This window comes from Rheinheimera sp. A13L (assembly GCF_000217935.1).
In the GTDB taxonomy this organism is placed as follows: Bacteria; Pseudomonadota; Gammaproteobacteria; order Enterobacterales; family Alteromonadaceae; genus Pararheinheimera.
On sequence record NZ_AFHI01000007.1, the window covers coordinates 64,308 to 85,531 of the forward strand.

At 45.8% G+C, this 21,224-nt stretch carries 19 protein-coding genes and 6 tRNA genes; 6 read left to right on the forward strand and 19 right to left on the reverse strand.

Going from position 1 to position 21,224, the window contains the following annotated elements; all coding sequences use genetic code 11:
• The first annotated feature begins 69 nt into the window (after positions 1-69).
• Entirely contained in the window at positions 70-1,293 is a 1,224-nt protein-coding gene (locus RHEIN_RS04885) for an EAL and HDOD domain-containing protein (protein ID WP_008897865.1), read from the forward strand.
• A 52-nt stretch (positions 1,294-1,345) separates the two neighbouring features.
• Here the strand turns inward: RHEIN_RS04885 and RHEIN_RS21405 are convergent, their stop codons facing one another.
• Entirely contained in the window at positions 1,346-1,660 is a 315-nt protein-coding gene (locus RHEIN_RS21405; RefSeq protein ID WP_008897866.1) for a ComEA family DNA-binding protein, read from the reverse strand.
• Between the two features lie 379 nt (positions 1,661-2,039).
• Here RHEIN_RS21405 and RHEIN_RS04895 point away from each other — a divergent pair, with 379 nt between their 5' ends.
• The 4 genes from RHEIN_RS04895 (at position 2,040) to RHEIN_RS04910 (ending at position 5,404) form a co-directional block, all read left to right on the forward strand.
• On the forward strand, positions 2,040-2,717 hold the full coding sequence (locus tag RHEIN_RS04895; protein WP_008897867.1) for a response regulator transcription factor: 678 nt from the start codon (positions 2,040-2,042) through the stop codon (positions 2,715-2,717).
• On the forward strand, positions 2,718-4,040 hold the full coding sequence (locus tag RHEIN_RS04900) for an ATP-binding protein (RefSeq protein WP_008897868.1): 1,323 nt from the start codon (positions 2,718-2,720) through the stop codon (positions 4,038-4,040).
• Positions 4,037-4,429: a lysozyme inhibitor LprI family protein gene (locus RHEIN_RS04905; protein ID WP_008897869.1), complete on the forward strand. Its 393-nt coding sequence runs from the start codon at positions 4,037-4,039 to the stop codon at positions 4,427-4,429. Before RHEIN_RS04900 ends, RHEIN_RS04905 begins: the two co-directional genes overlap by 4 nt.
• An 81-nt stretch (positions 4,430-4,510) precedes the next feature.
• On the forward strand, positions 4,511-5,404 hold the full coding sequence (locus RHEIN_RS04910) for a TIGR01777 family oxidoreductase (RefSeq protein ID WP_008897870.1): 894 nt from the start codon (positions 4,511-4,513) through the stop codon (positions 5,402-5,404).
• Here RHEIN_RS04910 and RHEIN_RS04915 read toward each other — a convergent pair.
• Together RHEIN_RS04915 and RHEIN_RS04920 are read right to left on the reverse strand one after the other, a co-directional pair.
• On the reverse strand, positions 5,395-7,875 hold the full coding sequence (locus RHEIN_RS04915; protein ID WP_008897871.1) for an ABC transporter permease: 2,481 nt from the start codon (positions 7,873-7,875) through the stop codon (positions 5,395-5,397). The two genes, RHEIN_RS04910 and RHEIN_RS04915, sit on opposite strands and share 10 nt — an antisense overlap.
• On the reverse strand, positions 7,865-8,581 hold the full coding sequence (locus RHEIN_RS04920) for an ABC transporter ATP-binding protein (protein ID WP_008897872.1): 717 nt from the start codon (positions 8,579-8,581) through the stop codon (positions 7,865-7,867). Before RHEIN_RS04920 ends, RHEIN_RS04915 begins: the two co-directional genes overlap by 11 nt.
• On the opposite strand from RHEIN_RS04920, the gene RHEIN_RS04925 reads away from it, so the two are divergent.
• Complete coding sequence (locus RHEIN_RS04925; RefSeq protein ID WP_040554537.1) at positions 8,580-9,185, forward strand: arylesterase; 606 nt, start codon at positions 8,580-8,582, stop codon at positions 9,183-9,185. The genes RHEIN_RS04920 and RHEIN_RS04925 overlap by 2 nt on opposite strands.
• A 170-nt stretch (positions 9,186-9,355) precedes the next feature.
• Here the strand turns inward: RHEIN_RS04925 and RHEIN_RS04930 are convergent.
• The 16 genes from RHEIN_RS04930 to tkt form a co-directional block, all read right to left on the reverse strand.
• Positions 9,356-9,431 (reverse strand) — tRNA-Ala (locus RHEIN_RS04930).
• 22 nt (positions 9,432-9,453) lie between these two features.
• Positions 9,454-9,529 (reverse strand) — tRNA-Glu (locus RHEIN_RS04935).
• A 24-nt stretch (positions 9,530-9,553) separates the two neighbouring features.
• Positions 9,554-9,629, reverse strand: a tRNA-Glu gene (locus RHEIN_RS04940).
• A gap of 34 nt (positions 9,630-9,663) precedes the next feature.
• A tRNA-Glu gene (locus tag RHEIN_RS04945) sits at positions 9,664-9,739 on the reverse strand.
• A gap of 26 nt (positions 9,740-9,765) precedes the next feature.
• Positions 9,766-9,841, reverse strand: a tRNA-Glu gene (locus RHEIN_RS04950).
• Positions 9,842-9,857: 16 nt separating this feature from the next.
• Positions 9,858-9,933 (reverse strand) — tRNA-Ala (locus tag RHEIN_RS04955).
• Between the two features lie 304 nt (positions 9,934-10,237).
• Positions 10,238-11,503 carry a tetratricopeptide repeat protein gene (locus RHEIN_RS04960; protein ID WP_008897874.1) on the reverse strand — a complete coding sequence of 422 codons (1,266 nt, stop codon included), beginning with the start codon at positions 11,501-11,503 and terminating at the stop codon, positions 10,238-10,240.
• A gap of 4 nt (positions 11,504-11,507) precedes the next feature.
• Positions 11,508-12,065 (reverse strand): energy transducer TonB, encoded by a 558-nt coding sequence (locus RHEIN_RS04965; RefSeq protein ID WP_237704337.1) that lies wholly within the window; start codon positions 12,063-12,065, stop codon positions 11,508-11,510.
• 64 nt (positions 12,066-12,129) lie between these two features.
• A complete protein-coding gene (locus RHEIN_RS04970) occupies positions 12,130-12,531 on the reverse strand; it encodes an ExbD/TolR family protein (RefSeq protein WP_008897876.1) in 402 nt (133 codons plus the stop codon).
• A gap of 13 nt (positions 12,532-12,544) precedes the next feature.
• Positions 12,545-13,069: a MotA/TolQ/ExbB proton channel family protein gene (locus tag RHEIN_RS04975; RefSeq protein WP_008897877.1), complete on the reverse strand. Its 525-nt coding sequence runs from the start codon at positions 13,067-13,069 to the stop codon at positions 12,545-12,547.
• A complete protein-coding gene (locus RHEIN_RS04980) occupies positions 13,069-14,433 on the reverse strand; it encodes a MotA/TolQ/ExbB proton channel family protein (RefSeq protein ID WP_008897878.1) in 1,365 nt (454 codons plus the stop codon). Before RHEIN_RS04980 ends, RHEIN_RS04975 begins: the two co-directional genes overlap by 1 nt.
• A gap of 6 nt (positions 14,434-14,439) precedes the next feature.
• Entirely contained in the window at positions 14,440-15,213 is a 774-nt protein-coding gene (locus RHEIN_RS04985; RefSeq protein ID WP_008897879.1) for a DUF3450 domain-containing protein, read from the reverse strand.
• Positions 15,214-15,454: 241 nt separating this feature from the next.
• A complete protein-coding gene (fba, locus tag RHEIN_RS04990; protein WP_008897880.1) occupies positions 15,455-16,519 on the reverse strand; it encodes a class II fructose-bisphosphate aldolase in 1,065 nt (354 codons plus the stop codon).
• Positions 16,520-16,657: 138 nt separating this feature from the next.
• On the reverse strand, positions 16,658-17,842 hold the full coding sequence (locus RHEIN_RS04995) for a phosphoglycerate kinase (protein ID WP_008897881.1): 1,185 nt from the start codon (positions 17,840-17,842) through the stop codon (positions 16,658-16,660).
• Between the two features lie 50 nt (positions 17,843-17,892).
• Positions 17,893-18,906: an erythrose-4-phosphate dehydrogenase gene (epd, locus tag RHEIN_RS05000; protein ID WP_008897882.1), complete on the reverse strand. Its 1,014-nt coding sequence runs from the start codon at positions 18,904-18,906 to the stop codon at positions 17,893-17,895.
• Positions 18,907-18,974: 68 nt separating this feature from the next.
• Positions 18,975-20,972, reverse strand: a complete 1,998-nt coding sequence (gene tkt / locus RHEIN_RS05005; RefSeq protein WP_008897883.1) for a transketolase — start codon at positions 20,970-20,972, stop codon at positions 18,975-18,977.
• Positions 20,973-21,224 lie beyond the last annotated feature (252 nt).

Here is a 21,224-nt window from a genome sequence, read left to right on the forward strand (position 1 = left end):
GACCATAGTCTTTTCCCACAGATCTTTGCTACATTGAAGCATGACTTCTGTTTAGCTGTTCAGGGACCTATGTACTTTTACACTGCACGCCAACCTATTCTGGATAAAGACAAAAACCTGTTTGCCTATGAATTGTTATTCAGGGATGGTGTGGAGAACGTATTTCCTGAAGTCGACAGCAACGAAGCCACCTCCCGTATGATTGAAGGCAGTCAGCTGAATTTAGGTCTGGATGAATTTCTGGGGGATAAGCCAGGCTTTATTAACTTCACCCTTGATTCTTTATTGAAAAAGTACCCTTCCATGTTGCCTTGTGAGCAGGTGGTGATCGAAATACTCGAAACAGTTCAGCCTGGTAAACGTTTATTAGCTGAGTGTGAACTACTTAAAGCTCAGGGTTATGTTCTGGCGTTGGACGACTATATTCACCAACCCGTCTGGCGACATTTTTACCCCTTGATCGACATTATCAAAATTGATTTTCGCGCCACCAGCATCGACACCATGCTACAAATTAAAGACGCCATTAAGGAATTTCCCCATATCAAACTGCTGGCGGAAAAAGTAGAAACCAATGAAGAATTTCAGCAGGCAGTGGATTTGGGTTTTGACTATTTTCAGGGCTATTTTTTCTCCCGTCCTGAGATGATGCAAAGCCGGGCTTTGTCACCCGCCCAAATGACGCTGGCTGAATTATTGTACGAGACAGCAAAAACAGAAATGGACTTAAATACCATTACATCTGTATTTGAACGGGACGTGCATTTGTCTTACAAGCTGCTGCGTTATACCAATTCAGCCGTATTTAAACGTCGTTCTGAAATAGCCACTATTAAACAAGCCATAGTGGTATTGGGGCAGGCTGAACTCAAGCGCTTTTTATCCGTGCTTTTTACCGCCCAAATCAGCAGCGACAAACCTGCAGAGCTAATGCGTCTGGCAATGACAAGAGCACGTTTTGCCGAAGATATTGCCAGACTGGCAGGGTTTTCTGACCGATCCAAAGCTTTTTTAACCGGTATGATGTCACTGATGGACGCGATACTGGATGAACCCATGAACTCAGTGATGAGCAAACTGCCACTGTCCAAAGACATTAAAGATGCACTGATCGATGGTGTTGGCCCTATGGCGCAGTATCTGCAACTGATTAAATTTTATGAACAAGCAGCCTGGGATGATGCGAATGCACTGATCCAATCCCTGAAACTTGATAGTAAGTCTGTGCCTGATGCCTACCACACTGCAGTTCAATGGGCCAATGAACAAATGAAAGCGCTCGGCGACAACTGACGAGCGCGTAGTTCAGGACCCAGTGAAGGTTATAGTTTAGCGGCTAAGCTGTTTAAAAGCTGACATGCTCTGCAATCTGAGCTGCCATTTTCTCACCAATACCTTTGACTTCCGTCAACTGCTTTTGGTCTTTAATTGGACCATTGGCGCTGATGTAATCTTTGATGGCCTGAGCTTTTTTTTCGCCTATACCAGGCAATGCGTCTAACTGCTCTACAGAAGCCTGATTAATATTCAGCTTGGCTTTATCAGCGACTTTGGCTGCAGCAGGGACGGATAAAGGGGCTTTCGCCAGTTCTTGTGCTACGGTTAAGTTAACTGCACAGGCCAGACTGGCCATGACTGCTGCAACGAGTGCGATTTTCATCACAGTTCTCTCCTTTTAACAGTTCTTTGCCTCTTCACTGTGTCGCTGAAGGTTGTTGCCAGCAACTACAATCCGGTAAGCAGAGACAAAAGAACCACTTTGAGTTGCAACCTCGTCAATAAAGATAGCCAAAACACAATTTTTTGCATCAATATTTTTACATATTTAAAACAAAATAAACCTGACGAATTGGAAGTACCACAAGTAAAGCAGCCAACAAAGCTGCGGCTTCAAGTACGACGGGTAAAAGTGTTCAGCAGCAATTCAGACCTTAGTTCTTATACTTTCAACGATTTGTCTGATGTTAAGGATTGCCGCCGCAGACAGAGTGTTTTAGCATAACCCCACTTTGTTTGTACCAGTTTAAAAAGGAAGCCCCATGCGTTTATTAGTTGTTGAAGACGAGACTTTATTGGCGGAACAAATCCGCGAGCATTTGGTGCAACAGCAATTTAGCGTAGACGTAGCCCATGATGGTGCAGACGGCTGGTTTAAGTTAAGCGAATACCCTTATGATCTGGCAATTATTGATATAGGCCTGCCTAAAATGGATGGTCTGAGTCTTATTCGTAAAGCCCGTCAGAATGAAATTAAAACTCCTGTCATTGTATTAACAGCCCGTGGCAGCTGGCAGGAAAAAGTGGAAGGACTGGACGCCGGAGCAGATGATTACCTGACCAAACCCTTTCATACTGAAGAGCTGCTGGCACGTATTAATGCTTTAATTCGACGTGCTGCAGGGCAGCCCGACCCAATGCTGCATTCTGGTCCTGTGAAGCTGAACAGCAGAACTCAGCAAGTCTGGCTTGGTGAGGACGAAGTCAGCCTGACCGCTTATGAGTACAAAGTGCTGGAGTACTTTATGCACAACCCAAATAAAGTCATTTCCAAAACTGAGCTGACAGAACACATTTATGATCAGGATTTTGATCTGGACAGTAATGTGATTGAGGTCTTTGTATTGCGTCTGCGGAAAAAACTGGATCCGGAAGGCGAGTTAAAACCTATCGAAACACTGCGTGGACGTGGTTACCGTTTCACCATGGTTGTCAGCTAAATGCAGTTATCGCTCAAGGTTCGTCAGGGTATTATCAGCCTGTTTTTGCTGTTCTTTTTATTACCCAGTTCATTTTTTGCGATAGAACAGGCTTTTTATACCCAACTGCTGACCAGTACTGAGCAAAAACTTGAAGTACATATGTACTCCATTTTAGCCGAAGTGCACCCAAATGACGGCAAAGTGGAGCTGAGTAACAACCTGCTGCCACCGGACTTTTATCGGCCAGACTCAGGTTTGGCCGCTTTTATCACCAGCGAAAACGAATTGTTATGGCAGTCCGATTCTTCTATTAATCAGCAGTTTGACCCGCCCACTCATCAGATTTTGCCTGCCTCACATGAATTTGTATTGATGGAACAATACCAACAGAAATACTGGGTATTGTCTTTTTCTGTGCTGTTTGACTTAGGTGATAACACACTGCCGCTGACCATTCATGTAGTGCAAAATGATCAACTGTTGCAGGAGCCACTCGACACCTTTAGAAAAACCCTGAGCCAGTGGTTTATTGGTATAGCTTTGGTGCTGATAGGTTTAACTTTGTTAGCCTACTATTGGATCACTAAGCCTTTAACTTCTTTAGATAAAGAAATCCACAAGCTCGAAAGTGGTCAACAGGAACAACTGCTGCACGACTACCCTTCTGAGCTAAACAAAATTAAAGAAGACTTAAACCTGCTGCTGGCCAATCAGAACAGGCAAAAGCAGCGCTACCGTCATCACTTAAGTGACTTAGCCCATGCGCTAAAGACTCCTATAGCCGTGTTACGCACCTCTAAGCTGTCTGAACAGCCTGAGCTGCGTGAACAGCTTGACCGTATTACCGGCATGATAGAGCATCAGTTAAAACGGGCTTCAAGTTCAGGCCAGGATTTATGGCATAAGCAAATTAAAGTAAAACCCTTGATTGATAAACTGGAGCAAGCTTTAAGTAAAATTTATCGGGATAAAGGTTGCCTCATTGAAATTCAGTGCACCGATCAGGTGGTATTTCGTGGGGATGAAACCGATTTGATGGAGATATTAGGCAACCTGCTTGATAATGCCTGCAAAGCTTGTAACGGACGGGTAAAAATCAGTGCTTTTGGCAAACCGCTGCAACTGGATATTGAAGATGATGGCCCTGGAATACCCCAGGATAAAAGAGAAGAATTGTTTCAGCGCGGAACCCGGCTGGATACCTACAAAGAAGGGCATGGTGTAGGTCTTTCTATTGTCTCTGAGTTGGTGAAATCCTACTCAGGTGAACTCCAGGTTTCCCAGAGCCCTTTGGGTGGGGCGCGTTTTGTCATTCGTTTTCCGGAGTCAGGACTAAAATGATCAAACTACTGTTGCTCGTAACGACTTTCAGCGCATTTTCGCTTTCTGCTACAGAAGCCTGTGATCAAAAAACATTATCGAAAGTGGAGTATATGCAATGTCTGGATCAGCAGCTTGAACAGAGTAAACGAGAGTTAACCACCTGGGAAAACAACCACTTATTTAAACTGGAAGAACAAGCAAGCAGTACAGGCCGTCAGGATGGTTTAAAGCTGTTTAATAAAGCCCGTCAAACCTTTGCCTTGTATACTGAGCAGGACTGCCGCTGGCAGTTTATTGGTCAATTACCCGATAGCAAAACTGCAGGTGCATACTACAAACAATGCCAGCTGTACCACATCAAGCAACGTATCGAACTATTAAAGCAAGTTCATGCCAAGCCACAATGAACCATAATAAGCCTCGCGACCGTATTAATACGCTTATACTTGGCAGTGTATTCAATACTTTAGTTGTGGAGGCTTTTACTTATGAAGATCCTGATCACCGGTGCCACCGGACTGATAGGCCGTGCGCTCATTGCAGGATGGCAAGGCCAGCATCAACTTTTTGTCCTTAGCCGCTCCTCAGCTAAAGCCAGAGAAACTCTTGGTATTGAGGCTGATTATCAGCAATCACTTGACGATTTTGACTTCAACCACATCGATGCAGTGATCAATCTGGCCGGCGAGCCTATAGCGGATAAACGCTGGAGCGAATCGCAAAAACAAAACATTTGCCAAAGTCGCTGGCAATTAACAGAAGCACTGGCAGAGAAAATCCAGCACTCGACTACCCCACCTAAAGTCTTGATCAACGGCTCTGCCATAGGCTTTTATGGTCGTCAGGGCAGTGAAATAGTGACGGAAGAACACAGTTCTTTTTACCCTGAATTCAGCCACGATATTTGTGCCCGTTGGGAAAACCTGGCTCAACGTGCTGCAAGTCCACAGACAAGAGTCTGTCTGCTACGCACAGGCATAGTACTAAGCAGTCAAGGCGGAGCTTTAGCAAAAATGCTGCCGTTGTTTAAACTCGGTTTAGGTGGCCCTATAGGGGATGGCAAACAATTTATGTCCTGGATCCATCTGGAAGATATGGTGCGTCTGATTGATTTCTTACTGCAACGGGATGACTTAAGCGGGCCCTTTAATGCAACTGCCCCCCGCCCTGTCAGCAACAAGCAATTCAGTCAGTTGCTGGCAGAACGTTTTGGCAAAAAGGCACCTTTTACAGTGCCTGCTTTTGTATTGCGTTTAGTTTTTGGCGAAATGGCGGATTTACTGTTATTTGGCCAGAATGTGCAACCCAAACGTTTACTGGACCATGGTTTTCAGTTTAACCACAGCCATCTTAAAGATGCCTTAAACGCCCTTCAGTTTTGAAGGGCGCGTCGTAACAAGGTACTGCCTGACATTTTCAGCAGCTGCCTGACCTGCCATGCACCAAGCACTGTGACTAAAGCGACACCCAATACAGGACCAAGCCACCACAAATTCCAGTGCGGCTGGTAAGGCAAATCAAAGAACTGCTGTTGTACTACAGCCAGCAGTACTTCTGCCAGAATAGTGGCAAAAAGCCCGGCTAAAGCCCCCAAAGCGGCAAACTCATACAAAAGCGCCGCTTTTAAAAAAGCCGATTTAGCACCTAAAGTCCGCAAAATAGCCAACTCCTGTTCCCTTTGCTCCAGCGTGGCCTGCACTTGCGCCACCAGCACAAGGACAGCGGAAGCAAAAACCAAAATCAGAATAAAGGTTAAAGCCACAGAGACCTGGCTGATGATATCGTTCACCTGTTTTAAAATGGTATCCACAGAAATCAGACTGACAGTCGGGAATTGCCGCACTATCTGGTTCAACAACTCCTGCTCTGACATATTCAGATAAAAAGCTGTGATATAAGTGGCAGGAAATCCTTGCATCAGATCAGGTGACAACACCATATAGAAATTCGGCTGTAAGCTGTTCCAGTCCACTTTGCGAATACTGGTAATAGTGGCGTCAAATACCTGGCCCCCGACAGAAAATTGCAACTTATCGCCCAGTTTTAATGCCAGTCGTTCCGCCATTTGTGATTCTACCGACACTTCAGCTTTGGAATCAGCGCTAAACCACTGGCCGCTTTCCACTTCGTTGTTGTCCGGAATACGGTTTAACCAGGTTAGATTCAGCTCGCGCCCAACACCCTGACGTTGTTCAGGTTTTTCTTTGGTGGCTTCATCGGCAAAGTTTTCACCGTTCACCGCCAGTACCCGGCCATTCACCATAGGGTAAAACTCGGTCAGCTCTAAGTTATGCTGAATAGCCAGTTGTTGCAGTGAGGTTTTGTCCTGCTCTGTTAAATTCACCAAAAACTGATTTGGCGCTCCTTCAGGCACTTGCTGTTGCCATTGATCCAGCAACTCAGAGCGCAAGAAATACAACAGCAGAGTTAAAAACAAAGCCAGACTAAAAGTGATCAACTGAAAAGCATTTGGCCATAATCTGCGGCGTAAATTCGCCAGCGCCAGCCGTAAAGCACTGCTTTGACCTGCGGCCATCGGCTTAGCCACCCGGACCATGACAGCGGCAAACCCCATCAGCAGAGCAGCGAATACCAGGCACAAAACAAATAGCCAACTGCTGATCCATAAGTCACCACTAAAGAGCCACATCAATAACCAGATAGCTACTGAGCCGCTGATTAAATGCACGGGGTCAAATTTCATTTGGTCCGGTTTTTCGCGCAGCACATTAAGTGCCGGTACTGCAGCAAGACGCCACAAAGGCCGGGCTGAAAACAAGACAGCGCAAATGGCGGCGGTCAAAACTCCAAGGCCTAAAGGCCGGACACTGAATTCTGCTAAATAGTCAGGCATCCAGAGTGCAACACCCCATTGGCTTAACTGCACCAATAACTGCCCGGCCACTAAACCAAAACCAACACTGAAAATCACCACAAACAACAGGTGACTGCCATAAATTTTCCGGCTTAAGGTCGTAGTAGCACCCAGAGCTTTCATCACAGCCACAGAGCGGGCATGACGCTGGCTATATCTGTTAGCGGCCACAGCAGCGGCACAGGCGGCCAGTACTATACCCAACAGGCCTGATAGCAATAAAAACCGCTCCGATCTGTCCAGAGCGCCACCTATAGCGGATTCTCTGTCCATTTTTTGCCATCTGTCCTGCGGGCCTAACTGTTCTTTATTTTGCGTCTCTAATAACTCCAGATCTTGCTGGCTACCCGCAAACATTAAACGGTAGGTAATTCTGCTGCCAGGCTGAATAATACCAGTAGCAGCCACATCATCCAGATGCATCAAAATACGAGGTGAGCTGCCAAATACCGACAGCGGCGCATCAGGTTCAGCCACTATCACACCAGCCGCGATAAATTCCTTTTCACCCAGTTCAAGACTGTCGCCCACTTTAATATTCAGCAAACTATAAAGACGACTTTCCAGATAAAGCTGATTAGGCTGAAGTGCAGCCACAAGGCTGGGATCGGCGACTGAAGAACTTAATTTCAGCTCGCCACGCAGTGGATAACCTCTCGAAACAGCTTTCACCGAAACCAGCTGCATTAAATCCTTGGCAAACAACATAGAGTTAAACTGCACCTGACGGGATGACTGCAGCTGCAACTCGTCAGCTTTTTGCTGGATCTGTTCGTTAAAACCTATGCTCGAGCGCAAAATTTTATCTGCGGCTATAAAATTGGCGCTGCGCTGATACAAAGCAGAACGCACAGATTCTGTGATACCGGACAAACTGACAACAGTTAATACAGCCAGGAATAATGAGAAAGCGATCACCCATAACTCGCCTCTGCTTAATTCGCGCCAGAACAGCCGCCAGGCGATTTTACCCCACATGGCGTTTATCCTCTGTCGTCTGAGTTAAATCGGCGGCTAAACGGCCTGCATGCATCTGGAATCTGTATTGGCAACGTTGTGCCAATTCATGATTGTGAGTCACCAGCACTAAGGTTGTGCCTTGTTGCTCATTTAATTCAAATAATAAATCTTCAATTTTTTCGCCTGTGGCGCTATCCAGATTAGCTGAGGGCTCATCTGCAAAAAGTACGGCAGGTTTGGTAATAAAGGCTCTGGCAATGGCAACTCGTTGCTGCTCGCCACCACTCATTTGATTGGGGAAAAAATCAGCTCTGTGGCTTAAGCCTACCTGCGCCAGCAGCTCGAGACCACGAGCCCTCGCGTCAGGCATACCTGCCAGCTCGGCAGGCAAAGTGACATTTTCCAGAGCAGTCAGGCTGGGTAACAGCAAAAATGACTGAAACACAAAACCAACAGAACGGGCTCTTAATTCAGCGCGCTCGTCTTCAGACAATTTATGCAGCGGCTGGCCAGCCAGATAGACTTCACCGGAAGACGCCAAATCCAAACCTGCCAATATACCTAACAGCGTGGATTTGCCTGAACCTGAAGCTCCCACTATGGCAACTGTCGCGCCCTGATTGATCGTAAGGTGGATATCTTGCAGTATGGTAAGCTCAGATCCAGTGAGCTGAACAGTTTTCACAACATCTTTTGCAACAATATGAGGTATAGGTGTTTTCATGATTCGATTGATCTACGTTATGCTTTTGGTCCTGTCGTTCACTGCAGCTGCAGTGCAGGCCAAAACGCTGTTAATTCTTGGCGATAGTCTGAGCGCCGGTTATGGATTAAGCCAACAACAAAGTTGGGTCTATCTGCTGCAACAAAAGCTGGACCAACAAGCCAGTGACTGGACCTTAGTCAATGCCAGTATCAGTGGCGAAACCTCAGGCGGAGGTTTGGCCCGTTTACCCGCCTTGCTGGAACAACACCAACCCGATTATGTGTTGATCGAGTTAGGTGCAAATGACGGCCTGCGTGGCTTTCCAATACCACAACTAGAAAGCAACCTGACTAAGATGGCAGAGCACATCAAACAACAGGACAGTAAGGCCGTATTAATGCAAATACGTATTCCACCGAACTATGGCCCACGTTACACCACACAATTTACTAATTTATATCCGAAAGTCGCAGAAGAGCAGCAAATACCGCTTTGGCCTTTCTTTATGGAGACCATAGCGTTAAAACAGCATTGGATGCAAGCAGATGGACTGCATCCGAACCTGGAAGCCCAACCTGTTATCGCAGATTTAATGCTGCCTTTGGTTTTGAGTCTAGAGTGAAAATGTAACGAAATTTGAGGATTGTCAGAAAGCGGCTGCAAAGTCGCTTTTTTTATTGATGTGAAAGGGTAAAGATAAAATCTATGTAGCGCCTGAGCCTGGCTTGATAATGAAGATAAATGGGATTAGGTATTTGAACATTATGAAGATGAAAATGACGCTGTAGAATTTGGTGGAGCTAAGCGGGATCGAACCGCTGACCTCTTGCATGCCATGCAAGCGCTCTCCCAGCTGAGCTATAGCCCCACTTACAGATATAACGCTGAAGTGGCGTCCCTTAGGGGATTCGAACCCCTGTTACCGCCGTGAAAGGGCGGTGTCCTAGGCCTCTAGACGAAAGGGACACTGGATAAAACTTCATATGATGTTGGCGTCCCTTAGGGGATTCGAACCCCTGTTACCGCCGTGAAAGGGCGGTGTCCTAGGCCTCTAGACGAAAGGGACAGGCGCATAAACATCACATTTTGTACTGACTAATTGGCGTCCCTTAGGGGATTCGAACCCCTGTTACCGCCGTGAAAGGGCGGTGTCCTAGGCCTCTAGACGAAAGGGACACTACAGTCAGTTTGTCAGATTTTGTTGGCGTCCCTTAGGGGATTCGAACCCCTGTTACCGCCGTGAAAGGGCGGTGTCCTAGGCCTCTAGACGAAAGGGACACTGGAACAAAATCTTTGGTGGAGCTAAGCGGGATCGAACCGCTGACCTCTTGCATGCCATGCAAGCGCTCTCCCAGCTGAGCTATAGCCCCACACCAATTGTAGAAGTTGCTGAGCAATCCCCTACAAGACGAGGCGAATTCTAGGGGCCGAGGCCAAAGGTGTCAACAGTTTTTTAGAAAGGCTTAACCGTTCGCGTATTTTTTAAACTAACTGTCGATTGAAGCAGCAATTCGCAGCAAAATAAATAACATAGACAACCCTGCCCTGCTGTACAAACAACAACAGCCAGTATCTGGAAGGAGGAAGAAATCAGACGAACAAAGAGAATAAAATGCGGATAAGTTACAAATGACAGAAAGAAAAAACCCTGCCGAAGCAGGGTTTTTTAAAGAATTAAAGCGTCACGTTATTTTTACTGGCGCGTTCTTTAATGTAGGTTTCCCAACTTGCAGCCTGACGGGCAAATTTAGGATCAGCTTTCGCTTTTTGCACAGCCTGGTAGGCATCTCTGAACTTGTTCTGATAGAAGTAAGCTTCAACCAGAGCCAAATACACTGGGCCTTTGACTTTTACGCCAGCGTCCAATGACTTATTCAGAGCCACTACAGCGGCAGAGTATTTTTCAGCAAGGATCAGTGATGACCCCTGACGACGATAAGCATCGGCATCATTGTCTAACTGAGCTGACTCACCGTAATACTGAGCGGCTTTATCCATTTCACGCGCTGCCTGGAACGAACTGGCCATACTGTTCAGCATAGTTTTATCTTTAGGGATTAAACCAGACTTAATATGTTTTTCCAGCGTTGTGCCCGCTTTGTAAGGAATATTGGCATTTGAATACAGCTGAGATAACAATTTAAACTCGTTGGCTGTATCCAGCATACCTTGCCTTGCAGCAACTTCTAAGGTCACTAAAGCTTTTTCGTATTGCTCTTCAATACTGTAAAACTGAGCCAGATAAGTCCACCAGCGTTTTTCCGAAGGGAAAATCTGCACTGTAGTCTCTAACACTTCGATCGCTTTTTTGTTGTTTTTCATCTCGTAATAAGCTGAAAACTTCAACGTATAAGGACCAGCGTTTGGCTTAGCTTTATCTTGCAGTGCAATAGCTTTATCAGCAGGTTCAATCACCTTCTGATACTGCTTGGTTTCCATATAAGCACTGGCAATACGCAGATAAAGGTTCGCATCCTGTTCACCCGTGAAATCAATCCACTGGTAATAGGTTTTGATCGCTTCATTGTATTGCTTATCGCTTAACAACAAATCGGCTAACAAACGTAAAGAAGCAGCTTGATCGGTGAAACTCAATAAATCAGGTTTTATAGCCTGACGTAAATAGTTGATCGACTTCTTCTCGTCTTTCGCAGCCCACATGTTGCCTAAAAAACGATTTACAAAAGCCTTATCAAACTCGTTGCTGGCATCAATGTCTGACAACACAGCAATAGCTTCATTCAGCTTTTCAGCACTATACAACTCGTAGGCTTTACCAATGGCTTTACCTACCCGTTCGCCAACAACAGTCGTCTTACGGTTTTTGCGTTCTTCAATTTTCGCCGGGTTCGGAGCTGCAACAGCATAAGAACTCAGAGTGGTCGCACCAAAGCTAGCCAATACGATCAACGCAGAAGTAAGTGAACTTATTTTCTTCATAGTGTTAACCCCCAGCCTGATCTAAGGAGAAGTCCAGCTGAACCATAATACCTGGTTGCTGCACCGCTTTACCATCAACCACTTTTGGTGAATATTTCCAACGCTTCAGAGCACGAATTGCTTCACGGTCGAATACACGTTTAGGTTCAGCTTCTACAACAGTAACTTCGCCAACGCTGCCATCTTCCAGAATAGTAAAACGCATTTTCACCCACCCTTGCAGGCCATCACGAGCAGCTTGCACAGGGTATTTTGGTTCAATACGAACTATCGGAGTTGCATCGCCATCACGCATCATTGCTGAAGAAGGATCGCCTAATCCTGAACTTGCACCACCTACATCAACAGTAGGCATGTTGAAGCCAATGACTCCCCCAGTGTCTGTTGACGCGGGTTCAGCAACCGGAGCCTTTGGTGGCTCTGGCGGCGGCGGTGGTGGTGGTGGCGGTACCCGAACACGAGTCTGAGCTTTAGACTCAGGCGGTGTCGAGTTTATTTCAATAACGATTTGTTCCTTTTTAGCATTGGTGAACGTATCATCCCCACCTATAAGGAATGCCATCAACACATACAGGAAAAACGTTATTACCGCACCAACTACCAGTGATAGTAATAACCTTACCATATTACTTGTTCTCCGCAGCGATCGAAATCTTATCGATACCAGCCAGCTTGATCTGATCCATTACAGAAACCACAACACCATGCTTAGCTTCTTTATCTGCCTGAATAATCACTGTATCAGTTGGCGATTCAGCCAACAGCTTTTCAACTGTTGCACCTACACGCTCAACGTCTACCGCACGTTTATCCATCCAGATTTCACCGTTTGCACGGATAGCAATAAAGATAGTGGCTGACGGCTTTTGTATAGCTTTTGTCGCTTTAGGGCGAAGTACATCTATACCTGCTTCTTTAACGAACGAGGTCGTTACGATAAAGAAGATCAGCATGATGAATACAACGTCCAACATTGGCGTTAAATCTACTGCGGCCTCTTCGCCTTCACGTCTAATTTTACGTGCCATAAATTACTCTCTATCAATGATGAGGCATGCTATCAGCTAATTCATGAACTGCTGATTTCACCTTACCTTCCAGTTTAGACGTTACAAATACACCTGATAAACATGCAACCATACCAGCCATAGTTGGAATTGTTGCCATTGAAATACCAGCTGCCATCAGTCTTGGGTTACCAGTACCTTGTACCGCCATAATTTCGAATACAGCGATCATACCGGTGACAGTACCTAACAAACCAACCATTGGACAAATAGCAACCAAAGTTTTGATTACATTGATCCGTTCATTCAGTTTGCTAGATGCCTCAGACACCCACGCGTCACGAATTTTATGCGCATACCATGAGGTTGTATCAACCCGGGCGTCCCAGTCTGCAATAATTTTATTACGCAGAACCGGATATTCCCGACTGATAAACCAGAAGCGCTCTATGATCAATACCCACATGAGGAAGAGCACTATGGCGACGATATAAAGTACATCACCGCCGGTTGCGATAAAATCCCTGACAGATTCCCAAAGCTCTATCAGGCTATGCATTACGCTTTCTCCTTCTCCGCATGAGCAGCGATGATACCAGCGCTTTGCTCATCCAGGACATGCAGGATTGAGTTTGATTTTGTTTGTAACATTGCGTGCAGGAACAGTAATGGCAGAGCACATAACAGGCCCATAACAGTTGTTACTAACGCCATTGAGATCTGGCCAGCCATGATTTTCGGGTCACCAGTACCGTGTAAGGTAATAACCTGGAACGCACCGATCATACCGATAACTGTACCTAACAGACCTAATAAAGGACCAACAGCAGCAATCAGCTTGATAATACCGATACCTTTTTCGATATCCGGAGTTTCACGCATGATAGCTTCGTCCAGTTTCAGCTCTAAGTTTTCAACGTCAACAGATTTGTTGTCATGGTAAACTTTCAGGATACGGCCCAGAGCATTTTTCTCTGAAGGGTTAGACAAGTTTTTCAGCTGAGCATTTACACCTGAAGATGCAGCCGTCAGAGATAAGAAACGTAATAAACCGATCAGCAAACCAATACCTAACAATGCTGTGATTACGTAACCAACGGTACCGCCCTGGTGGAATTGCTCTTCCAGAGTAGCTTCCTGAGTTTTCAGACGCAGTAAGTTACCACCAGTAGGGTCGATATAAACTGGCTTCACTTCACCGGCAGAAGCATTTTTGAATGCAGAAGCAGCGCTTACTACAAAAGACTCTGGTTGTTTAACCAAAGGCTGCATTTCCTGAGTGTCAGCGTTAAATACTAAGTAACCACCGTCAGAAATCAGGTTGAATGCACCAATACGAGTTACGCTTGCCTGAGCAGAGTTACCGTCCAGAGAAACAACGTTACCTTCAAACTTAGATACTTTAGCAGACTCAGTCATTTCAGTTTGCAACGCAATCCACAGTTCTTCCAGCTCTTTGATCTCTGGAATTTCTTTGGCTTCAGCCAGCTTTTGCAGCAGTTGTTCACGGCCTTTGTACTGAGCGCTGATGTTAGACATAGCGATACCACCGATAGTTTCGGTTGCGGCACCACGTACAATACCAAACATCTCACCTAAGGTACCTTGAGCTGCAACTAACTCAGCTTCTTTAGCACCTAATTTGCCTTCGTTATCGGCAAATTGCTGAGTTAAAGAACGGCCACGTGATTCTTCAGCAGAAAATTCAGCTTTTGCTCTGTTTAACAGGGCTTGCTTGTCTGCACGATCAGCTAAAAACTCTTTTTCACGCTGTTGGTTGATACGACCTTCAGCAGTACGAGACTGTTTAACTTGTTCTAATAATTGATCCAGCTTGGCAGTATCTGCTGCTGCGTTTAAACACACGCCTGCAGACAAAGTGACAGTAGCTGCAATTACTAAACCTTTAAAAACTTTCTTCATTTATGCTTACTCCGCTGCTAACACTGGAAGTTTTAACAATTCTGGGGCAGCTTGTTTACCCGCAACACGAATAGCTAACCTGGTAGATTGAATGTATTCTTCACCCAGAGCTTGCCATTGACCTGTAGCTCTGTTGAACATCCAGGCTTGTTTTTCATCCAGAGATTGCGCCAGTAAGGCAACACGACCTACGTAAACGTAGTTCACTGTAATTTCGCTGCCATCCACTGCCAGTTTGTCAGTGTATGTCACTAAAGCTGTGCCTAAATCTTTTTCGATTTGGTAGGCTTCGATCACCAGACGGTACATTTCAGAAGTGTTTACCGCTGAGTTACCTAACACTGCGCGTAAACGGTCAACACGAGCTAAACGGTTCGTCAGATCGATTGGCATATCTGCTTTGATAAAGGCTTCCAAAGTATCAACCATACGATACATCAGAGGAACGATACCTTGTTTGGTACCTTCGATAGTACCAATTTGCTTATCAAAAGAGGCTAACTGCGCGTTTTGATCGGCAACCAACTTAGCAACGTGATCGTTGTAAACTTTTAAGTTTTCAGTTTGTTCAACTAATTGACGGTACTCAGCCAATAATTCCTGGCTTTGGTCAAAAATATTGTTGATCTTTTCCTGAGACTGTACTGAGGCGCGGATATTTTGCTGACCCACTTTATGAATTTCAGACAGTTGATTTGCTGCTACTGAAGTGCTGGCCAATGCGAATGCTCCAAACAGAGCAGAAGCAACCAGACTCTTACGAATGTTATTGTTAGACATAGTTCCCAACCAATAATTGCTGATTAACGTAACCTGTTTTTGAAAGGTAATTTTTTGTAACAAAAAATAACCCGGTTAAAGGGTAAACCGCCCGCATCATTGCAGCAAACTCGCGGATTGTCAATATAACAACGACAGTCAACGATGACAGTTTTGTTGCAATTTAAAGACGGCTTATACCCTTTTAAACTTAAGCAAAATCAGGAGCTTTCCTGTATTAATAATTCATTAAATTTTTTGCTTATTTAATGTTCGGTGTTAGTTTTCCCGACTCATACAACTTTACCATTTGCTCAAGAGAAATGGCTTTTATTTTTGACGCGTTACCAGCAGTGCCAAAGGCCTGATAACGGTCTTTACAAATTTCAGTCATAGCTTTGACTGATTCCTGCAAATACTTACGAGGATCAAATTCTGCAGGGTTTTTCGCCATATAACGACGAATAGCTCCTGTTGAGGCTAAACGCAAGTCAGTATCTATATTGATCTTACGTACGCCAAACTTGATCCCTTCCTGAATTTGTTCAACTGGCACACCATAAGTTTCAGGGATAGCACCACCATATTCATTAATAATAGCAAGCCATTCCTGAGGTACTGAAGATGAACCGTGCATCACCAGATGTGTATCCGGAATACGGGCATGAATATCTTTAATGCGGTCAATCGCCAGTATATCGCCTGTTGGCGGGCGACTGAACTTGTAAGCACCATGTGAAGTACCACAAGCGATAGCCAAAGCATCAACACCTGTAGCTTTAACAAACTGGGCAGCCTCTTCCGGATCCGTCAACATTTGATCATGACTTAAGATGCAATCTGCACCTATGCCATCTTCTTCACCTGCGGCTCCGGTTTCAAGCGAGCCTAAACAACCTAATTCGCCTTCTACGGAAACACCACAAGCATGCGCCATTTCTACAACCCGACGCGTTATATCGGCATTGTAGTCATAATCCATCGGTGTTTTACCGTCAGTTCCTAATGAACCATCCATCATGACGGACGAGAACCCCAGTTGAATGGCCTGTTGGCATATAGCAGCTGAAGTGCCGTGATCCTGATGCATCACCACCGGAATATGTGGAAATTCTTCAACAGCAGCCAGAATAAGATGACGCAAAAAAGGTGCGCCGGCATATTTACGGGCACCGGCGGAAGCCTGAACTATCACAGGACTGTCAGTCGCATCAGCAGCCAGCATAATGGCACGCATTTGTTCTAAGTTATTGACGTTAAAAGCCGGTACTGCATAACCAAACTCGGCGGCGTGGTCCAGCATTTGACGCATTGAAATAAGAGCCATGAGATCCTCTCTTTTTGTGTAGGGTAAAGGTTGTGTTTTAAAACCGCTGGCTCTGCTGTCACCTGAGGTGATCTTTAATGGACAGAAACAGCGGTCATCATTTTTCAGATTTTTGTAGTTATCGGTACTCTAACAGTTTTATGTTGCGGCTTTAGCACGTTGTTCCAGAATTTCCACTGCTGGTAAGGTTTTACCTTCAAGGAACTCCAGAAAGGCACCCCCACCGGTCGAAATATAAGAAATTTTGTCAGCTAATTCATACTTATCAATAGCAGCTAAGGTATCGCCACCACCAGCGATTGAAAACGCCTTGCTGTCCGCAATAGCCAAAGCCAAAGCTTTAGTGCCTTGCTCAAAAGAGGCGAATTCAAATACCCCTACAGGACCATTCCAGACAATAGTGCCGGCGTTTTTCAGAATATCGACCAAAGCAGCACTGCTGTCAGGACCAATATCAAACACCATATCGTCTTCGTTGATATCAGCAACAGACTTAGTGGTCGCAGGAGTGTCTTCGGCAAAAGCTTTGCCTGTCACTACATCTGTTGGCACTGGAATAGAGCCGCCGTTCGCTTTGGCTTGTGCCATTAAACGTTTGGCTTCAGGAATCAAGTCAGTTTCGACCAGAGACTTCCCAACCTGATAACCCTGAGCGGCAATAAAAGTATTAGCAATACCACCGCCGACGATCAACTGATCCACAATACCGGATAAAGACTCAAGCACTGTCAGTTTAGTGGACACTTTAGAGCCACCTACTATAGCAACCAGTGGACGTTTAGGATTTTTCAGTGCTGCTGCCAATGCATCTAATTCAGCAGCCAGTAAAGGTCCTGCACAGGCCACAGGTGCAAATTTTGCCACGCCATGAGTGGTGGCCTGAGCGCGGTGTGCAGTGCCAAAAGCATCCATCACAAAGACATCACACAAAGCTGCCAGCTTTTTCGACAAGGTTTCGTCGTTTTTACCTTCGCCTTTATTAAAGCGTACGTTTTCAAAAACAACGACTTCACCGGTTTTGACTTCAACACCGTCCAGGTAATCTTTCACCAAACGCACAGGCACAGATAAAGCGGCGTTTAGATAATCCACCACAGGCGCCATAGAGAATTCGTCGCTGTAAACACCTTCCTCAGGACGGCCTAAGTGTGAACAGACCATCACTTTTCCGCCTTTTGACAGCGCCAGTTCAATGGTAGGGATCGCAGCTTTTAAACGTGCATCAGAGGTTACTTTGCCCTGTTTAACCGGCACGTTTAAATCTTCACGGATCAATACCCGTTTTCCCGTTAGATCAACATCCGCCATTTTAATAACTGACATACCAGACTCCTGTGATTTGATTAATTTTTTAGCATTAATTTAAAGAAAGCTCAGACAAAACGCATCATAGCGCGGGTTGTGTCGATCATTCTGTTCGCAAAGCCCCATTCGTTGTCACACCAGACTAAACATTTCACCAAACGTTTATGACTAACCCGGGTCTGTGAACCGTCGACAATGCACGAATGCGCATCATGATTAAAATCTACTGAAACCAATGGCTCTTCGGTGTAATCCAGAATACCAGCCAACTCCCCTGCCCTTGCACGCTTTAAAACCTGATTGACCTGTGTTAAATCAACGTCCTGATGCAAAGTCACACTTAAATCCATTGCAGTGACGTTCACAGTAGGCACACGCACAGCTATGGCTTCAAAACGGCCGGCCAGATGAGGCAGTATACGTTCTATGCCTCGGGCTAACTTGGTATCTACCGGAATAATAGACTGACTGGCAGCGCGGGTGCGGCGTAAATCAGTGTGGTAAGCGTCAATCACCTGTTGATCATTCATCGAGGCGTGAATAGTGGTAATAGTGCCACTTTCAACACCAAAATGCTGATCCAGCACCTGGATCACCGGCACTATGCAGTTGGTGGTACAGGAACCGGCAGAGACCACTGTCATGTCATCTGTCAGCAAATGCTGGTTAATGCCATAAATCACTGTGGCATCAATATCAGCGTCGGCCGGATGCGAAAACAATACTTTTTTGGCACCAGCATCTAAATGCAGCTGCGCATCTGAGCGGCTATGAAATACGCCAGTGCACTCAAGAACTACATCGACTTCTAATTCATTCCAGGGCAACTGCGCCGGATCGGCCTGACAAAATAAAGCAATTGGATCGCCATTCACCAGTAAGCCCTTTGCAGTTAACTCCACAGGAAAACCAAAACGACCATGAGACGTATCGTATTTTAATAAGTGGGCTATCCCTTTGGCATCGGCCAACTCATTTATGGCCACTACCTGAACTTGCTCTGTTAAACCGCATTCGTATACGGCTCGCAGAATATTTCGACCTATACGGCCAAAGCCGTTAATTGCCACTTTAATGGTCATTGCTACTCAATTACCCGCTTGACACTTTTACTGATCAAAAAGAGGGGCCACAAGGCCCCTTTTCATTTTTATGCAAACAACTCGTTGGCAGCTGCAACTACAGCGGCCGTGGTAATACCAAAATGTTCAAATAGCTGCTCAGCCGGAGCCGATTCACCAAAGCTGTCCATACCGATGATTTTACCTGTCAGGCCAACATATTTGTACCAGCAGTCTTTAATACCGGCTTCAACAGCCACACGTTTAGTGACGGCTGAAGGCAACACCAATTCGCGGTATGCAGCACTTTGGGCTTCAAATACATCAGTAGAAGGCACAGACACGACTCTGACCTTACGACCATCTGCTGTTAACTGATGATAGGCCTGCACCGCCAGTTCAACTTCAGAACCTGTTGCGATCAGAATAAGTTCCGGCGTACCAACAGAATCTAACAATACATAACCGCCTTTGCGTACGTCGGCCAGTTGCTGCGCTGTACGAGGTTGCTGTACTAAATTCTGACGGGTGAAAATCAAAGTGCTTGGGCCTTCGGTGCGTTCAATAGCAGCCTGCCAGGCCACAGCTGACTCTACTGCATCGCAAGGACGCCAGTTCATCAGGTTAGGTGTCACACGTAATGAAGCCAACTGTTCCACCGGCTGGTGAGTTGGGCCATCTTCGCCTAAACCAATAGAGTCGTGGGTATAAACAAAAATAACCCGCTGCTTCATCAGAGCGGCCATACGCACAGCGTTACGGGCATATTCCATAAACATCAGGAACGTAGCGCCGTAAGGGATAAAACCACCGTGCAAAGCAATACCATTCATCATGGCGGACATACCGAACTCACGTACGCCGTAATACAGGTAGTTACCGCTGGCGTCTTCTGCTGTTACCCCTTTGGAGCCAGACCAAATCGTCAGGTTAGAACCTGCTAAGTCAGCTGAACCACCTAATAACTCAGGTAATAAAGGACCAAAGGCATTTAAGCTGTTCTGAGAGGCTTTACGGGTTGCAATCGACTGTGGATTGTCCTGCAAATGTTGAATATAAGCGGCCGATTTTTCTGCCCAATCTGCTGGTAAATCCCCCGCCATGCGACGTGTAAATTCAGCGGCCAGTTCAGGATAAGCTTTGGCATAAGCTGCGAACTTGTCATTCCAGCTTTGCTGAGCAGATACACCTTTGGCTTTGCCATCCCATTCTTGATAAATATCTTCTGGGATCACAAAAGGAGCATGCTGCCAGCCTAAATATTCACGGGATGCGGCAATTTCAGCATCACCTAAAGGCGCGCCGTGGCAATCGTGTGAACCGGATTTATTTGGTGAGCCGTAACCAATAATGGTTTTGCAGCAAATTAACGTAGGTTTGTTTGTAACAGCACGGCCTTGTTCAATGGCAGCAGCTATAGCAGCTGAGTCGTGTCCGTCAACACCAGCAATCACATGCCAGCCGTAGGACTCAAAGCGTGCAGGTGTATTGTCAGTGAACCAGCCTTCGACATGACCGTCGATAGAAATACCGTTGTCATCCCAGAAGGCAATTAATTTACCTAAACCTAAAGTACCGGCTAACGAACAGGCTTCGTGTGATACGCCTTCCATTAAACAGCCGTCGCCTAAAAAGGTATAAGTGTAGTGATCAACCACCTCGTGGCCAGGCTGGTTAAATTGAGCAGCAAGGGCTTTTTCAGCAATGGCCATACCCACAGCATTAGTAATACCCTGACCTAAAGGACCAGTGGTGGTTTCAACACCAGGTGCATAACCATATTCAGGGTGCCCCGGAGTTCTGGAATGCAGCTGACGGAATTGTTTTAAATCTTCAATGCCTAAATCATAACCAGAGAGATGCAGCAGAGAATACAACAACATAGAGCCGTGGCCATTAGACAACACAAAGCGGTCACGGTTGGCCCAGCTTGGGTCTTGTGGATTGTGAATTAAGTAATCGCGCCACAATACTTCAGCAATATCTGCCATGCCCATAGGGGCGCCCGGGTGACCTGATTTCGCTTTTTGCACTGCATCCATACTCAAAGCACGAATGGCGTTAGCGAGTTGTTTACGAGATGGCATCTTCTCTCCTGCTTTATTGACTTTATATGACTTTGATCCAAGGGGTGGGGTTACCCGTATGCACTGCTCTTTTCTGTCTTTATTGGATTGGCGGCTAAGCGGGTGAACGCTGTTTTTACATGGATACGGCAAAGTTCGGCTCATTTTCACAGAGCATTGAGCAAATCGCAAATTTTAATCCATTCTAAAGCAAAGTTTTATCTACTCTGGCCGATACATTGACCAGCTTTAGCATTAAAGACGTCCGGGCGG

What these genes read in the sequence shown, in the direction of transcription:
- RHEIN_RS04885 (WP_008897865.1), top strand. Translation starts at nt 70, where the DNA reads ATGTACTTTTACACTGCACGCCAACCTATTCTGGATAAAGACAAAAAC.
- RHEIN_RS21405 (WP_008897866.1), bottom strand. Translation starts at nt 1,660, where the DNA reads ATGAAAATCGCACTCGTTGCAGCAGTCATGGCCAGTCTGGCCTGTGCA.
- RHEIN_RS04895 (WP_008897867.1), top strand. Translation starts at nt 2,040, where the DNA reads ATGCGTTTATTAGTTGTTGAAGACGAGACTTTATTGGCGGAACAAATC.
- RHEIN_RS04900 (WP_008897868.1), top strand. Translation starts at nt 2,718, where the DNA reads ATGCAGTTATCGCTCAAGGTTCGTCAGGGTATTATCAGCCTGTTTTTG.
- RHEIN_RS04905 (WP_008897869.1), top strand. Translation starts at nt 4,037, where the DNA reads ATGATCAAACTACTGTTGCTCGTAACGACTTTCAGCGCATTTTCGCTT.
- RHEIN_RS04910 (WP_008897870.1), top strand. Translation starts at nt 4,511, where the DNA reads ATGAAGATCCTGATCACCGGTGCCACCGGACTGATAGGCCGTGCGCTC.
- RHEIN_RS04915 (WP_008897871.1), bottom strand. Translation starts at nt 7,875, where the DNA reads ATGTGGGGTAAAATCGCCTGGCGGCTGTTCTGGCGCGAATTAAGCAGA.
- RHEIN_RS04925 (WP_040554537.1), top strand. Translation starts at nt 8,580, where the DNA reads ATGATTCGATTGATCTACGTTATGCTTTTGGTCCTGTCGTTCACTGCA.
- RHEIN_RS04920 (WP_008897872.1), bottom strand. Translation starts at nt 8,581, where the DNA reads ATGAAAACACCTATACCTCATATTGTTGCAAAAGATGTTGTGAAAACT.
- RHEIN_RS04960 (WP_008897874.1), bottom strand. Translation starts at nt 11,503, where the DNA reads ATGAAGAAAATAAGTTCACTTACTTCTGCGTTGATCGTATTGGCTAGC.
- RHEIN_RS04965 (WP_237704337.1), bottom strand. Translation starts at nt 12,065, where the DNA reads ATGGCATTCCTTATAGGTGGGGATGATACGTTCACCAATGCTAAAAAG.
- RHEIN_RS04970 (WP_008897876.1), bottom strand. Translation starts at nt 12,531, where the DNA reads ATGGCACGTAAAATTAGACGTGAAGGCGAAGAGGCCGCAGTAGATTTA.
- RHEIN_RS04975 (WP_008897877.1), bottom strand. Translation starts at nt 13,069, where the DNA reads ATGCATAGCCTGATAGAGCTTTGGGAATCTGTCAGGGATTTTATCGCA.
- RHEIN_RS04980 (WP_008897878.1), bottom strand. Translation starts at nt 14,433, where the DNA reads ATGAAGAAAGTTTTTAAAGGTTTAGTAATTGCAGCTACTGTCACTTTG.
- RHEIN_RS04985 (WP_008897879.1), bottom strand. Translation starts at nt 15,213, where the DNA reads ATGTCTAACAATAACATTCGTAAGAGTCTGGTTGCTTCTGCTCTGTTT.
- fba (WP_008897880.1), bottom strand. Translation starts at nt 16,519, where the DNA reads ATGGCTCTTATTTCAATGCGTCAAATGCTGGACCACGCCGCCGAGTTT.
- RHEIN_RS04995 (WP_008897881.1), bottom strand. Translation starts at nt 17,842, where the DNA reads ATGTCAGTTATTAAAATGGCGGATGTTGATCTAACGGGAAAACGGGTA.
- epd (WP_008897882.1), bottom strand. Translation starts at nt 18,906, where the DNA reads ATGACCATTAAAGTGGCAATTAACGGCTTTGGCCGTATAGGTCGAAAT.
- tkt (WP_008897883.1), bottom strand. Translation starts at nt 20,972, where the DNA reads ATGCCATCTCGTAAACAACTCGCTAACGCCATTCGTGCTTTGAGTATG.